Genomic DNA, 14352 nt, shown 5'->3' with positions numbered 1-14352 from the left:
CCTCATCGGGGATCTCGATGTCGAACTCCTCCTCGATGCCCATGATCAGCTCCACAATGTCCAGGGAGTCCGCCCCAAGGTCCTCGACAAACGTCGCCTCCGGAACGATCTGATCCTCCTCAACATCCAGGCGGTCCGTGATGATCTCCTTCAGCCTGGCCAGAACTTCTTCCTTCTTCATCCAGCTCACCTCCCCCCGTAAAACCGTTTGTTGTATATCTAACACATCGTCATGCCGCCGTCAACTGCCAAAACCTGCCCCGTGATGTACGAGCTTCCCTCCGAGGCAAAAAACGCGGCGGCACGGGCCACATCTTCGGGCGTCCCGATGGTCCCCATGGGGATCTGTGCAGCGATCGCGACCTTGACGTCCTCCTTCAGGACCGCCGTCATGCTGGTGTCGATAAAGCCCGGCGCGATGGCGTTGACCGTGATGCCGCGCGCGGCGTACTCCCGCGCTACGGACTTCGTGAAGCCGATGATCCCCGCCTTCGAGGCGCTGTAGTTCGCCTGTCCTGCATTGCCGATGAGCCCCACCACCGAGGCCAGGTTGACGATGCGGCCCCAGCGAGCCCGCGCCATGTCGCGGACGGCCTCCTTCGTGCAGTAGAACACCGAGCTCAGGTTCGCCGCGATCACGGCGTCCCAGTCCTCGGGCTTCATCCGGACCAGGAGCCCGTCGCGGGTGATGCCGGCGTTGTTCACCAGCACCTCGACGGGGCCCATGGCCTCCCGGACGGCCTTGAACAGGGCCTCCGCCTGAGAGCGGTCCGAAACGTCCGCGCCGAAGGTTTCCGCGTGGACGCCCAGGGCGGACGCCGCGCGGGCGGTTTCGTCCGCCGCGTCGGCGCTCTTTGCGTAGTTCACCGCCACGTCACAGCCGTTCCGCGCAAGCTCCAGGACGATGGCGCGGCCGATGCCCCGGCCCCCTCCTGTGACGAGGGCCACCCGGCGCGCCATCACGCGCCCTCCCGCAGGGCCGTGGCCATGGCTTCGAGTGACTCCGGATCGCCGGCCGCCATCTGCTTCATGCCCTTGCGACACCGCTTGATCAGCCCGCAGAGGACCTCGCCGGGCCCCAGCTCCAGGAACGTGTCCACGCCGTAATCCGCCATGTAGAGCACGGAGCTCTCCCACAGCACGGGGCTGAAGGTCTGCTCGTAAAGCGCGTCCCGAATTTCCTCAGCTGAAACGACGGCGCTCGCGCTGACGTTGGCCACGATGGGCCACTTCGGTTCCGCCCAGGAACAGCGCTCGAACTCCTCCTTCAGCTTCTCCGCCGCGGGGAGCATCAGGCGGCTGTGGAAGGGCGCGCTGACGTTCAGCATCACGGTCTTTCGGGCCCCCTTCGCCTTGGCGGCGGCAGCGGCCTTCTCCACGAACTCCTTGACGCCGGAGATCACTACCTGCCCCGGCGAGTTGAAGTTCGCCGCCTGACACTCGCCTCCGGGCGCGGCCTCCGCGCACAGGGCCTTCACCTCGTCCGACCCCAGGCCCAGGATGGCCGCCATGGCGCCAACCCCCTCCGGGGCGGCCTCCTGCATCCACCGACCGCGCTTGTTCACCAGCCGGACGGCGTCGCGGAAGGACAGAACCCCCGCAGCGACCAGGGCCGTGTACTCGCCCAGGCTGTGTCCCGCCCCGCAGGCGGGCTTCAGCGCCACGCCCATCTCCTTCTCAAGGACGGAGAGGGCCGCGACGCTCACCGTCATGATGGCAGGCTGAGCGTTGGCCGTCAGGGTCAGCTCCCCCTCCGGCCCCTCGAAGATCAGCTTCGTCAGGTGCGTGGACAGGGCGTCGTCGGCCTCGTCAAAGACCGCCTTCGCGGAGGGGAAGGCCCTGTAGAGCTCCTGGCCCATCCCCACCTGCTGCGCCCCCTGACCGGGGAAACAAAGTGCGTACTTCATCTATATACCGCCTCCTCGCATTGCCCTGCGACGCCATGGCGCGCGGGGTAACTTGAAGTCCTTCTCTGGTTCTGCGAACCCTCTACTCCGCGCCCGCCGCGTCCCGGATGCCGTGCAGCACCCTTCGGGCCTCGTCGAACAGGCCCCGCACGATCTCCCGCGCGGGCAGGATGTCGTTTACCATCGCGGCGCTCTGGCCGGACATCAGGGAGCCCCACTCCGTGTCGCCGTCCACGACGGCCGCCCGGAGCTTCCCCATCCCCAGCTTCTCGATCTCCTCCGCGGGCGCGCCCTCGGCCTCCAGCCTCTCGAATTCGGCCGTCAGCTTGTTGCGCAGGCAGCGCACGGGGTGCCCCAGGCTCTGGCCCGTGACTGCCGTGCTGCGGTCCCGCGCGTCGATCACCGCCTGCTTGTAGTTGGGGTGCACCGTACACTCCGAGCAGCAGATGAAGCGGGTGCCCAACTGAACGCCCTCCGCCCCCAGAGCGAACGCTGCAGCCACGCCGCGGCCGTCCGCAATGCCCCCCGCGGCGATGACGGGGATATTCACCGCGCTTGCGATCTGCGGCGTCAGCACCATCGTCGTCAGCTCGCCGATGTGCCCGCCGGCTTCCGTTCCCTCGGCCACGATGGCGTCCGCGCCCTGCTTCTCCGCCCGCTTCGCCTGGGCCACCGAGGCGATCACCGGGATGACGATGGTGCCCAGGGGCTTCAGCCTCTCCAGGACCTTGCCGGGGCTGCCCGCCCCCGTCGCGACGATGCGCAGGCGGTGTTTCGCCGCCAGCTCAAGGGCGTCCGGCGCCGTCGGGGACATCAGCATGATGTTGAGCCCGAAGGGCTTGTCCGTCAGGCTCTTGGCCTTCAGTATCTCCTGCTCCAGCACCTCCGCGGGCGACGCGCCGGCCGCGATGAGCCCCACACCTCCGGCGTTGCTCACGGCTGCCGCCAGGCTGGCGTTGGCCACCCAGGCCATGCCGCCCTGAATCAGTGGGTACTCCGTCCCCAGCAGCTCACAAACTCGATTGTTCCTGATCATAAAACGTCACCTCAATATTCAGCCTGGCCCTGCGCTCCCCTTGACTCCCCCTGCGGCCCCGCTCCAGTGTCCAGCTCCGCTCGAATCTGCCCCACGCCGTCCTCCTCGATGAACCGGCAGGCCGCGGAGATGGCGCCCTTGATGGCGGGCGCTCTGGAGCGGCCGTGGGCCTTGATCACGACCCCCTTCACCCCCAGAAGCGGCGTGCCGCCGTACTTTTCGTAGTTAAAGCGCGACCACAGCGACTTCACCATGGGGATCATGAAGAGCATCCCGACCTTGGGCAGGATGCGGCGCCCCATCTCCTGAGAGATGATGGACTTCGCCCCGTACATCAGCCCCTCGCCGAACTTCAGCACGACGTTCCCCATGAAGCCGTCGCAGACGACGACGTCCGACCGACCCCAGGCGATGTCGTCGCCCTCCGTGTACCCCATGAAGTTCAGTCGGCTCTTCGACAGGAGCTCCCGCGCCCCGGAAACGGACTCGTCCCCCTTGATCTCCTCCGTGCCGTTCGACAGAAGCCGGACCTCAGGGGCCTTCACCTTCATGATCCTCTGCGCGTACACGCTGCCCATCAGCGCGAACTGATAGAGGTTCACGGGCTTGCAGCGCACCGTGGCGCCCACGTCCAGCAGGAAGGTCCAGCGCTCGATGGTGGGCAGCGGCGCCCCAAGCGCCGGCCGGTCGATCCCCGGCAGGCGCCCCACCACCAGCACGCCCCCCGCCACGATGGCCCCCGTGTTGCCGGCGGAAACGCAGCCCTGCGCCTCCCCGCTCCGCACCATCTCCATGGCGACCCGCAGGCTCGAGTTCCGCTTGCTGCGGATGGCCGCCGAGGGGTGCTCGTCCATCCCGATCACCTCATCGGCGTGCCGGATACTCATCCGCGACCGCACCGCCGAAGGACAGCCCTCCACCAGGGGAAGCAGCTTCTCCCGATCTCCCGTCAGGACGACCTCCAGGTCATCGAACTCCGCGCAGGCCTGGGCTGCCCCCTCGCATATCGCCTGAGGGGCGTTGTCCCCCCCCATCGCGTCCACTGCTATGGTCATCTTCTTCATTCAGGAATTGTCCTCTCAAGCTGTCTGGCCGCTCCGCGGGGCGAACGCCGTCCCCGGACGCTCATCTCAACACCTCAACGATGAAGCGGCCGACGAAGATCTCCTTGTCACCCACCCGGGTGCGGACGCTGACGATGCGGCGTCCCTCGCGGTTCACCCCCACCTTCGCGCGGGCGATGAGCGTGTCGCCCACGTGGGCGTGCCCCTTGTACTCACCTCGCATTGAGTCCACGATGACGACCGCGGACTCAATGACCGCCACGGCGATGGAGCTGGCCTGAGAATAGATGTAGTGGTCCCAAACGATGTTCGTGAAGCGAAAGGCCATGTCCCGCGCCGTGCGCAGGACGGACAGGGCCCACCGGTTCGGCTCAAGCTCCAGGAGGTCGCCCACGATCTCGCTCGGGTTGAGGGAGCGAAGCCGGCTGCTCGCCCGCTCCGCCATGGAGCGCACGCGCTTCCGCAGCTCCGGCACCCCCATCATGGCGCGGTCCAGGCGTACCGTACCCAGGCTCACGCCAAGGGACGCGGCCAGCTCCTGATCCGTGGTCATGGGGTCGGCCTCCAGGATCGCCGAAAGACGCTCCTGCCGAAGCTTCCTTGACGTTTCTGCCGTTCTCCCGGAACCGATCGCAAACACCTCCCCCTTCGCAACGCCGTCCAGCCAATTATTACGTTATCAGGAATGGCCCGCAGGCCGTTCCGTAATTTAGCACCTGGTACTAACATCTGCTTTCAAAAGAAGTATAGGGGGTACGTCCTGTGGCGTCAAGGGGGGAGTTCATCCCTCAATCTACAGGTTGAGCGATACCTCACACTCCATTTTTCACCCTGTCAAATTAGCGCATACAATACTCACGGTGCTTTTCCTGCAATTTGTTGACGAGCAAGTTTTCTAAACTATAGTAGAATCTCTTAAGGTTACCTTTTATGCAGCGGAGGAAGAAGCGTTGGATTGTCAATCCTAGCGACTGTAGCATGTTATAAATAGCCAGTAAGATAAATTGGGATTTATGGAGGTTATTATGAAGTTCAATTCTTTAATACCAGAGTTGGTGGTATCAGATATAGAGAGAACTAAAGAGTTCTATGTAAATATTTTGAACTTCGTAATTGAATATGAAAGATCGGAAGATAAATTTATTTTTCTTTCATTGGAAGATAATCAAATGATGTTTGAACAAGATAATGGATATTGGAGTGTTGGCGAACTTGAATATCCCTATGGGAGAGGAGTGAATTTTGAAATGACAGTTTCTGATGTGGAAGGTCTGTACAACCGAATTTTAGGTTTTCAAATTAAACCATTTAGGCAGATGAGTATAAGCCATTACCGCAATGGTGATGAAGATATTGTTCAAAAAGAATTTTTAGTACAAGATCCGGATGGATATCTTTTAAGATTTACAGATTGATCAATCCCAGCTTGCGGAATCCTCACCAGGACGGTTTACCCCGAGGTGCCGCCAAGACAAAAGTTGAGTATGCCTGTTCAGGCTGCTGGGGACTGAGTGAGTAGCCGTGGACTTCATACTTACGGATGAGGAGGCCGCCTATCCGGAGGCCCCATGTCGGCCGCAGCCCTTCGCCAGCGTCATGGCACAGAACAAGCCCCGAGACGCCGGAAAAAAGCAGGTGTGGTCCACGGGGGACCAGAAAATCAACGGATAGCGGAGACGATGCAGCGAGGAGTAAAATTTCAAGAAAAGTTGTTGGGAGGGATCCTCAATGGATTTTCTGAAGTTGGCAAGGGAGCGCTATTCCGTTCGGAAGTTCACGTCGGAAGCGGTCGAAAGCAAGAAGCTGGACGCGGTTCTGGAGGCCGGCAGACTGGCCCCCACCGCCTGCAACAATCAGCCGCAGCGGGTTCTGGTGCTCGACTCGGCGGAGGCCCTCGACAAGTTGAAGAACTGCACGCCCTGTCATTTCTCCGCGCCTCTCGCGCTGATCGTCTGCTACGACGATACGGTGAGCTGGAAGCGGCCCTACGACGGCAAGGACATGGGGGAGGTCGACGCCAGCATCGTCACCACCCACATGATGCTCGAAGCAGCAGCCCTCGGCCTGGGGACCACGTGGGTGGGGCACTTCGACCCACAGAAGGTGCGGTCGGCCTTCGCACTGCCGGAGAACGTCATTCCGGTCGCCATCCTGCCGATGGGCTACCCCCACGAAACGAGCGTCCCCAACCCAAGGCACGGCGAGCGCCTTCCGCTTTCGGCGACGACGCGCCGCGACACCTTCTGACGCTCCTCTCCGCCATGGAGGCGTCCCCCACAGAGGCCGCCTCCATGAAATCCCGTCCGCCCCTCTTCGAGCGAAGCTACATCAGGCCCGCAAAACTCGAAATGTAGGGCGTGACGTTGTCAAGCCACTCCTTGAACTGGCACGCCCAGGCCAGCTGCGTGGTGGTGTAGAAGTCGTCCTCAGGCCCTCCCATGGTGTCCTGCTTCAGCGCCGTCTGGTAGACGTCGCCCGGCAGGGTGAAGACCAGCTCCCCCTTGTGCCGCTGCGTCGCGGCCTCGGGCTTACAGCCCAGAGCGATGCGCCCGTCTTCGTGCTCGAAGAACGTCACCTTGTACGACACGTCGCCAATGGTTCCCGCTCCGAACTCGAGGCGCCGCGTGCGACCAAAGCCCTGATCCTGAAGCTCCTTGTCGCTGTCCACGGAGTTCGACACCTCCACCTGCGGCACGGCGTCAAAGTGTCGGACGAAGGCCACCAGCTTCCTGCCCAGGCCCAAAAGCCTGGGGTCCCGCAGCGTGAACTTCACCGTCCCCGTCAGGGCCGCCGCAGCCGCGTCCGCTCCGCCGCCCTCTGCCCCCGCTCCCCAGAGCTCGTCCGAGAAGTCCGATCCGTCCTCCTCGCAGTAGGAAAAGCCCAGGAGCATCGCTGCCGCAACGACGCGGATGGGGTTGTGCCACCGCGCCGGGTTGGCCTTCGCCAGGTCCCGCAGCACCCCCGTCTTCAGCAGGGCCTCAACGCCGCGATTGCCCTCTGTGATGCGGAGCCGGTCTTCGGCCACCGCGTCCGCCTCGGCCCCGCTGACCGGAAAGAAGGGGCGGAAGAAGCCCGCCTTGCGGTCCGGCCCCGTACAGTCCGCGATCCAGAACGAGGAGCGCTTGTCCTCGGTCAGCAGGTTCATCTCCCCGCTGTCCGTCACGATCTCCGGCGCGTTGACGATCTTCTCCAGCTCCACGGCGAACCGCCACAGCTTGATGCGGAAGTTCGCGTAGACTGCGTACTCCGTCAGGATGCGCTGCAGCGTCGGCTCAAAATCCTGAATGGTGTAGTTCACGCTCTCGCCGCGCTTCTTTCCGCTGACGGCCAGCTTGCGGTCCCGCTTCTCCACCCAACCAAGGCGAATCAGCTTCTTTGAATTCTTGGCCTTATTGAAGATGACAAGGCGGGGCGTGTGCCCCTTCGTCCAGATCTGCAGGGACAGGTTGTCATCCACGTCGTGGCTGCTGACGATCTCGCCCTTATCGTCCATCAAAGAACCCTCCCCTTAATCTAACTGCAAGGAAGCGCGGAGGACCCCGCAAAAGCGGTCAGGGATGACTCCGGCAACCGTTAAGAGATATCCGAACCGGCCCCATCTCGCGCCCCGCGCGGCGTACATGCTGTTGTTATCTTACACCAGAGGGGCGGGGCGCACAAGGTCGAAGTCCGCTCAATCCCGAGCGTTGGGTTCATCATTTCCCGCCTTACCGCAGAAACCGCCTCACTGTAAAATAGCTTCCACAAAACGGACCTCGCGGCTGGGGCACAGAGCCGACGGGCGCGGGGCCGGACGATCGAAAGGATGTGTATGTACATGAAAACACTGTTTATCGCCGTTCTGGCAGCCCTTCTGGCGGTCGTTCCCGCCTCTGCGGAGGGGACGCCGACCTTGAAGATGCTCTCCACCCACACCTGCCCCGCCTGCACCATGATGTCCAAGGTCCTGGACGAGATCGACGCCAAGTACGCCGGCAAGCTGGCGACGGAGCACGTCTACCTGGAGGAACACCCTGAGGCGGCGGAGCAGCACAACGTTCGCTACGTCCCGACGCTCATCTTCCTGGACGCGAGCGGCAAGGAAGTCGCAACCGAGGTGGGCTACAGGTCCCTCGACGAGGTGGTCGAGGTCTTCAAGAAGGCGGGTGTCAACCTCTAACGATGCTCGATGCGATCTTTTCTGCGATGCTCTCAAGCGGCGCGCTGCAGTGGCTGGGGGCCTTCCTGTGGGGGATGGCCAGCGTCATCCTCAGCCCCTGCGGCATCGCCGCCATCCCCCTGGTGGTGGGCTACATCGCGAACGCGGAGGAGCCCGGCCGGTGGGAGGCCTTCAGGATATCCTGCGCCTTCTGCGTGGGCATCGTGCTGAACCTGTTGCTGGTGGCCCTCATCACCTCGGGCGTGGGGGTCCTGCTGGGAGGGCATGAGCGCCTGCTGACGTTCGTCACCGCGGCGGTGTTCATCCTCATGGGTCTGCACCTGATGGGGATCGTCCACATTCGCCTCTTCTCCTTCAGCGGCGGAGCGGACAAGGCGGGCGGCACGGATCGCCGCGGCCTGCGTGGAGCGCTGACGCTGGGCGTCGTATCCGGGCTGGCCATCGGCCCCTGCAGCATCGGCTACATCTCCCCCCTGCTCTCCATCGCCCTGTCGCAGGCCTCGACCAAGCCGGCTGCCGCCGTAGGGCTCATCGTCGCCTACGCGCTGGGGTACAGCGCCGTGCTGGTCCTCTCAGGCACCTTTGCACAGTTGGCGTCCCGCTGGCTGCAGAGCGAGCGCGGCACCGTCATCCTGCGCGGTTTGAACGTCACGTGCGGCCTCGCGCTGATCGCAGCGGGCCTCTATCTGTCGCGGGAGATGCTGCTCCTGATCTCCTGAAATCTCATCTCCTGACACTCAGAGAGTGCATAAGGGGGCGGCCTGCAGGTCGCCCCCTCACGTCAATGGAACTGTGCCGCGTCACTGCTCGTTCGGCTTCATGGCCGGAAAGAGGATGACGTCGCGAATGGACCGCGCCCCCGTCAGGAACATGACAAGACGGTCCATGCCGATGCCCATCCCCCCCGTGGGTGGCAGCCCCACCTCGATGGCGTTGATGAAGTCCTCGTCGAAGGCGTGGGCCTCATCGTCGCCCGCCTCCTTCTTGCGCATCTGGTCCTCGAAGCGCGCCCGTTGGTCCAGCGGGTCGTTCAGCTCGCTGAAGGCGTTGGCCACCTCCTTGCCGAACATGAAGAGCTCGAAACGGTGGGTGTAGTCGGGGTTCTCCGGGTCCCGCTTCGAGAGGGGGGATATCTCCGTGGGGTGCCCCATGACGAAGGTCGGCTGCACCATTTTATCCTCGCAAAAGGCCTCGTACAGCAGGTTCAGCACGGCAAAACGGCTCTCCGTTCCCTTCAGCTCGCCGCCCAGGCCCTTCTCGCGGGCGATCTTCCGCGCCGCCTCGTCGTCCGTCTCGGCGCTCAGGTCCACTCCGGCGTACTCCTTCACCGCCTCCAGCATCGTGATGCGGCGGAAGGGCTGCGACAGGTCCACCTTGACGCCGTTCCATTCGATCTCAAGGGTGCCGATAGCCTTGGCCGCGTTGCGGATCAGCTCCTCCGCGAGGTTCATCATGTCCTCGTAGTTCGCGTAGGGCCAGTAGACCTCCATCATCGTGAACTCCGGGTTGTGCATGGTGTCGATGCCCTCGTTGCGGAAGTTGCGCCCGATCTCGTACACGCGGCCCATCATGCCCACCACCAGACGCTTCAAGTAGAGCTCCACCGCGATGCGCAGGTACATGTCCAGGCCCAGGGCGTTGTGAAAGGTCTTGAACGGCCGGGCGTTGGCGCCCCCCGCCAGCACCGACAGGATGGGCGTTTCCACCTCCAGCGTCCCGTGGGCCTCCAGCGTTTCACGGAAGGAGGAGATGATCTTCGAGCGCTTGCGGAACACATCGCGCACCTCCGGGTTTGCGATGAGGTCCATGTAGCGCCGCCGATAGCGGGTTTCCATATCCGTCAGGCCATGCCACTTCTCCGGCAGCGGGCGGATGGACTTACTCAGCAGCTTGTACTCCGTCACCTGAATGGTCAGCTCTCCGCGCTTGGTGCGGCAGGGATGCCCCACGACGCCCAGCCAGTCCCCCGTGTCCACCCACTTCTTCAGGAACTCATAGGACTTCTCCCCCAGCGCGTTCACCTGAAAGTAGAGCTGGATGCGCCCCGTCTCGTCCGCCAGGTCGGCGAAGGTCGTCTTGCCCTGACGGCGCAGCGTCATCAGGCGGCCCGCCGTGCTCAGCGTCACCGTTTCGTCCGCCTCCTCCGGCGTCAGGTGTTCGAAACGGCAGCGGACGTCCGCCAGGTGGTCCCGGCAGTCCCACGTTTCGGCGACGTAGGGGTCAAAGCCCTCCTCCCGGCGCAGACGAAGGAGCTTCTCCTTCATCTGCCGGACGACCTCGTTATCCGCGCTCTCCTGCTCCAGCCCCCCCTGGCCTGGGCCTTTCACGGCGTTCTCCATGCGTGCGTTCTCCCTTCAATAAATAAACTTCATTCAACCTTGACGTTCAGGCGACGACTTCAAGGGACTGATTGTCCGTTGCCGTCAGGCACTCCGCGCCGTCCTGAGTGATGAGGTAGTCGTCCTCGATGCGGAGGCCGCCCCAGCCCTCGATGTAGATTCCCGGCTCGATGGTCACGACGTCACCCGCCTGCAGCACGTCCTTTGAGGTAGCGGAGAGGCGCGGCGCTTCATGGACCTCAAGCCCCAGGCCGTGTCCCAGGCTGTGTACGAAGTTCGTGCCGTAGCCCGCCTCGGCGATGATGCGGCGGGCGATGGCGTCCGCCTCCCGGCCCGCAAGCCCCGGACGCAGTGCCGCAGCCGCAGCTCGATGCGCCTTCAGCAGCAGCTCGTTCACCTCAAGGGCCCTGTCGTCGGGCTGCCCCACCGCGAAGTTGCGCGTGATGTCGCTCATGTAGCCGCCCACCATGGCGCCGTAGTCCACCGTCACCACGTCGCCCGCCTCAAAGGCCCGCGAGGTCGCGTGAGCGTGGCAGACGGCGCCCCGCACCCCGGAGGCCACGATGAAGTCGTCGTGAGCCCAGCCCTTCTCTGCCCCCAGCCTCTTGATCTCCAGTAGGAGCGCGCCCTCAAACTCCGCCTCCGTCATGCCGGGCCGCACGGTCCGCAGCACGTTGCCGTAGGCCTGGCGCCCGATGAGGGCGGCGCGCCGGATCGCCTCCACCTCTCTGGCGTCCTTGGTACGGCGCAGCGAGGGGATGAGGTCCGACGCATCCACCCACTCGATCCCTACGGGCTCCAACGCGAGGCTGAATATCCGCTGGGACACCTTCTCCGCCTCAAAGCCCACCCTGCGCCATCCCGCGTCCTTCACGGCCTTCGCCAGCCAGGCGGGCAGCGGGAGCTCCGACTGAACCACCACCTCAAATGGCGTTTCCGCCGCAGCCTGAATGCGATAGCGCCCATCCGTTACCAGAAGGGCGCTCTCCCGATCGATGACGAGCGCAGCGCTGCTCCCCCTGAAGCCCGACAGGTAATGGCAGTTCTCCGTGTTGTGCCGCTCCAGGACCAACAAAACGAAAGCGTCCAACCCCTTCTCATTCAATAGAGCCCTGAACCGCACAAGCCGTTCCCTGACTGTCTCGAAAGCCATGTCCAGTCCTCTCCTCACTTATTTAAACGTCACAGCGGACCGGGCAAGGCTCGGCCTCCTGAGTACCCGTGTATTCTAACAGAAGAGAAGCCGCTTTTGACCAGAAGGCTTGAAACGGCCGGCGGGGTCCTTATTGGCAAAATCGGACGAAAACGGCCCGTAAGAGGTATAATGTTAAACAAATTGTCCATCGTATTGGGCGTGAAACTTCGCTTCACGGACTCCGGGAGGCGCTTCGGAGACCGGACAGACTGGAGGTATTGTGATGAATTGTTTCCTGATCTACACGAGCTTTAAAACCCTTGACCCCGCAACCTGCCCCAGGTCCGTTGACATTCCTGCGCGCCCGGACAACAGCAACGGGGACGCTGCCTTTGAATCCGAAAGCCAGCGCAGCGGGGACATCTTGTTCAAATTCAGGCACACCGCCCCAGAGCTGAGGCCGGAAAGCCTTCAGGGGATCACCGTCGAGGAGGGGGGCGCGAATACCCCCCTGCTGTTGCTGTACCCATCAAGCGACGAGTGGAGCGGCAACGCCATATTCACCGCCTCTCAAGAAACATGGAGTTCCAACATCGATGTCTACACCCTGGCCTGCACGCTCTCCACGACGACCGCAAAGGACCGGGAACAGTTCCTGTTCCGCGGCGATCCCAAGAAGTTCTTCAACCTCGACTCCACCTCCTGGCAGGACAACGACGAGGTGGTGGACGCGCTCATCAGGATCCTGAGGACCTCCAAAGACCCCGACAGGACCTCCTACCCGGAGTTCTACGACTCCGGCGTCTTCAAGTTCGACCTGAGTGACCCGAAGTACGAGGCGCTGCGCCATCTCATTGGCTATACGCCGGCTCCTGAGTCTGTTCCCGTGCAACAGCCAGCACCTGCGCCGCAGCCGACACCTAGCCCTGTGCCGCAGCCTGCTCCCATCCCCGTACCACAGCCAACGCCGATTCCTGCACCGCAACCGGCGCCTGCACCAACATCGACTCCTATGCCACAGCCAGTGCCTGCGCCCACTCCGGCACCGCAACAGGCACCGGCTCCCGCAGCAGGACCTACGCCCGCGAAGGACTCCACTCCGGAGACGCAGCCGACCCCCGCTCCCGCAACAGAACCTGCGTCCGCAAAGGAGCCCACCCCGGAGCCGCAGCCTGCCCCCGCCCCCGCAGCGGAGCCTGCGTCCGCAAAGGAGCCCACTCCGGAGCCGCAGACTACCCCCGCCCCCGCAGCGGAGCCTACGCCCGCAAAGGAGCCCACTCCGGAGCCGCAGCCTACCCCCGCTCCCACAGCGGAGCCTACGCCCGCAAAGGATCCCACCCCGGAGCCACAGCCTACCCCCGCTCCCGCAACAGGACCTGCGCCCGCGAAGGAGCCCACTTCGATGCCTAAGCCCGCGGATAACCCAACAACCGCGCACCCTCAGAGGTTCTTCGCGGCAAATCAGTTCATCGACTCCGATGGTCATCCCCTGAAGCCGGACGATGACCAGGCGAATCGGCACAACATGGAGCTGGCGCTCATGGCTGCGACGGCGACCTGTGGCTTCACGATCCTTGGAGGGATCAACGGCGGAGGCAAGACCCACATGGCCATCAGCTTCGCCAGAAAGATCACCGCTCTCGACGCGGCGGCCTCTGTCGACCTCCTTCCCGTCCGTTCGGACTGGAGGAACGTTGGGGACCTCTTGAACCGCCAACAGACCCTTGGCGCGAACGGCACGTTCTCAGGGACCGCCTTCTACGACGCGCTGGCGGCCTGCGAGGTCAACCCCGAGAAGCGCGCTTTCATCATCCTGGAGGAGATGGACCTGGCGCGCTCGGAGTACTACCTGGCCGAGGTCCTCAGCGCGATGGACATGCGGGATCAGGCGCTGATCCCCTGCCCCGACGGGAATTTTTACCGTATGCCGGAGTCCCTCTTCATCATCGGCACGGCCAACGCGGACGCAACAACGTTCCCCTTCAGCCCCAGGGTTCTGGATCGGGCGTTCTACATTCGCTTCCGGGTGGACGACGTGATGTTTACGGACGACCGGAACGACAACATGGACCCGCAGTCCGCCAGGGCTGCCGCGACCTTCCTCGCCATCATCAACGGCGAGATGGAGGAAAGGCGAAAGGCCTTCCGCGAGAAAATACGCGCGGACTTCCGCATCGAGGAACTGCTCGCCGCCGTGAACGCCATTCCCGGCAACCACACCGTTTCGCTGGGCTACCGCACCCGGGACGCGATCTACAACTTCATGGCCAACTTCATGTGCCTCAGCGGATACGATGCCTACAACGTCGATGCGGCCATGCGCGCTTTCGACTGGGCCGTTACCTCAAAAATCCTGCCGAAGTTCCAGGGCTCGCGCGACGACCTTCAAGCGCCGCTCATCGCTCTGGAGCGCGAGCTCCAAAGCCGGGGACTCCTCCCCTACGGACCGTCGGGCATGTGGCCATGGCGATCCAAGGACGAGTTGACCTTCCTCCGCTATCAAATGGAAAAGAACGCTGCAAGCGTAATCTACCGTTAAACAGCAGGCCGGGACGAGCAAAGAGCTCGTCCCAGCCATTTCTTATGGCTTTACTGGCGACCTTGAGGAAGATGCCGCAGCGATACAAGAACCCCTCGTTTATTGCCCAGCGCGTTTCTCGCGCGCAAAAGGCAGGTAGAGCCTGGTCACGTAGTCGTTGGGGTTCGCGGTCA

At 63.3% G+C, this 14352-nt stretch carries 15 protein-coding genes; 6 read left to right on the top strand and 9 right to left on the bottom strand.

The window, feature by feature from the left end; translation table 11 throughout:
• The 6 genes from acpP to fapR all read right to left on the bottom strand — a co-directional run.
• Positions 1-181, bottom strand: a 181-nt coding sequence (gene acpP / locus Q0629_RS01475; RefSeq protein ID WP_298778028.1) for an acyl carrier protein, incomplete at its 3' end; no start/stop codon positions are given.
• A 38-nt stretch (positions 182-219) separates the two neighbouring features.
• Positions 220-960 carry a 3-oxoacyl-[acyl-carrier-protein] reductase gene (fabG, locus tag Q0629_RS01470; protein ID WP_298778026.1) on the bottom strand — a complete coding sequence of 247 codons (741 nt, stop codon included), beginning with the start codon at positions 958-960 and terminating at the stop codon, positions 220-222.
• Positions 960-1907, bottom strand: coding sequence for an ACP S-malonyltransferase (gene fabD, locus Q0629_RS01465; RefSeq protein WP_298778024.1), 948 nt, complete (start codon positions 1905-1907; stop codon positions 960-962). Before fabD ends, fabG begins: the two co-directional genes overlap by 1 nt.
• A gap of 82 nt (positions 1908-1989) precedes the next feature.
• Positions 1990-2943, bottom strand: a complete 954-nt coding sequence (locus Q0629_RS01460; protein ID WP_298778021.1) for a nitronate monooxygenase — start codon at positions 2941-2943, stop codon at positions 1990-1992.
• Between the two features lie 11 nt (positions 2944-2954).
• Positions 2955-3998, bottom strand: a complete 1044-nt coding sequence (gene plsX / locus Q0629_RS01455) for a phosphate acyltransferase PlsX (protein ID WP_298778033.1) — start codon at positions 3996-3998, stop codon at positions 2955-2957.
• Positions 3999-4068: 70 nt separating this feature from the next.
• Positions 4069-4638 carry a transcription factor FapR gene (gene fapR / locus Q0629_RS01450; RefSeq protein WP_298778030.1) on the bottom strand — a complete coding sequence of 190 codons (570 nt, stop codon included), beginning with the start codon at positions 4636-4638 and terminating at the stop codon, positions 4069-4071.
• Positions 4639-5032: 394 nt separating this feature from the next.
• On the opposite strand from fapR, the gene Q0629_RS01445 reads away from it, so the two are divergent.
• The 3 genes from Q0629_RS01445 (at position 5033) to Q0629_RS01435 (ending at position 6254) form a co-directional block, all read left to right on the top strand.
• Positions 5033-5422 (top strand): VOC family protein, encoded by a 390-nt coding sequence (locus Q0629_RS01445; protein ID WP_298778019.1) that lies wholly within the window; start codon positions 5033-5035, stop codon positions 5420-5422.
• A gap of 106 nt (positions 5423-5528) precedes the next feature.
• A complete protein-coding gene (locus tag Q0629_RS01440; protein WP_298778016.1) occupies positions 5529-5678 on the top strand; it encodes a hypothetical protein in 150 nt (49 codons plus the stop codon).
• Positions 5679-5735: 57 nt separating this feature from the next.
• Positions 5736-6254 carry a nitroreductase family protein gene (locus tag Q0629_RS01435; RefSeq protein WP_298778013.1) on the top strand — a complete coding sequence of 173 codons (519 nt, stop codon included), beginning with the start codon at positions 5736-5738 and terminating at the stop codon, positions 6252-6254.
• Positions 6255-6330: 76 nt separating this feature from the next.
• On the opposite strand, the gene Q0629_RS01430 is transcribed toward Q0629_RS01435, so the two are convergent.
• Entirely contained in the window at positions 6331-7500 is a 1170-nt protein-coding gene (locus Q0629_RS01430; RefSeq protein ID WP_298778010.1) for a hypothetical protein, read from the bottom strand.
• A gap of 324 nt (positions 7501-7824) precedes the next feature.
• Here Q0629_RS01430 and Q0629_RS01425 point away from each other — a divergent pair, with 324 nt between their 5' ends.
• Together Q0629_RS01425 and Q0629_RS01420 are read left to right on the top strand one after the other, a co-directional pair.
• Entirely contained in the window at positions 7825-8166 is a 342-nt protein-coding gene (locus Q0629_RS01425) for a thioredoxin family protein (protein WP_298778007.1), read from the top strand.
• 2 nt (positions 8167-8168) lie between these two features.
• Positions 8169-8885 carry a cytochrome c biogenesis protein CcdA gene (locus Q0629_RS01420; RefSeq protein WP_298778001.1) on the top strand — a complete coding sequence of 239 codons (717 nt, stop codon included), beginning with the start codon at positions 8169-8171 and terminating at the stop codon, positions 8883-8885.
• 81 nt (positions 8886-8966) lie between these two features.
• Here the strand turns inward: Q0629_RS01420 and lysS are convergent, their stop codons facing one another.
• A complete protein-coding gene (gene lysS, locus Q0629_RS01415) occupies positions 8967-10505 on the bottom strand; it encodes a lysine--tRNA ligase (protein ID WP_298777999.1) in 1539 nt (512 codons plus the stop codon).
• A 46-nt stretch (positions 10506-10551) separates the two neighbouring features.
• Positions 10552-11658 carry a Xaa-Pro peptidase family protein gene (locus tag Q0629_RS01410; protein WP_298777996.1) on the bottom strand — a complete coding sequence of 369 codons (1107 nt, stop codon included), beginning with the start codon at positions 11656-11658 and terminating at the stop codon, positions 10552-10554.
• 265 nt (positions 11659-11923) lie between these two features.
• Here Q0629_RS01410 and Q0629_RS01405 point away from each other — a divergent pair, with 265 nt between their 5' ends.
• Positions 11924-14179, top strand: a complete 2256-nt coding sequence (locus Q0629_RS01405) for a hypothetical protein (protein WP_298777989.1) — start codon at positions 11924-11926, stop codon at positions 14177-14179.
• Positions 14180-14352 lie beyond the last annotated feature (173 nt).

The organism is uncultured Fretibacterium sp., assembly GCF_938030725.1.
Lineage (GTDB): Bacteria > Synergistota > Synergistia > Synergistales > Aminobacteriaceae > Fretibacterium.
Note: the sequence above shows the minus strand (reverse complement) of the source record. Positions and strands in the feature narration are given on the sequence as shown.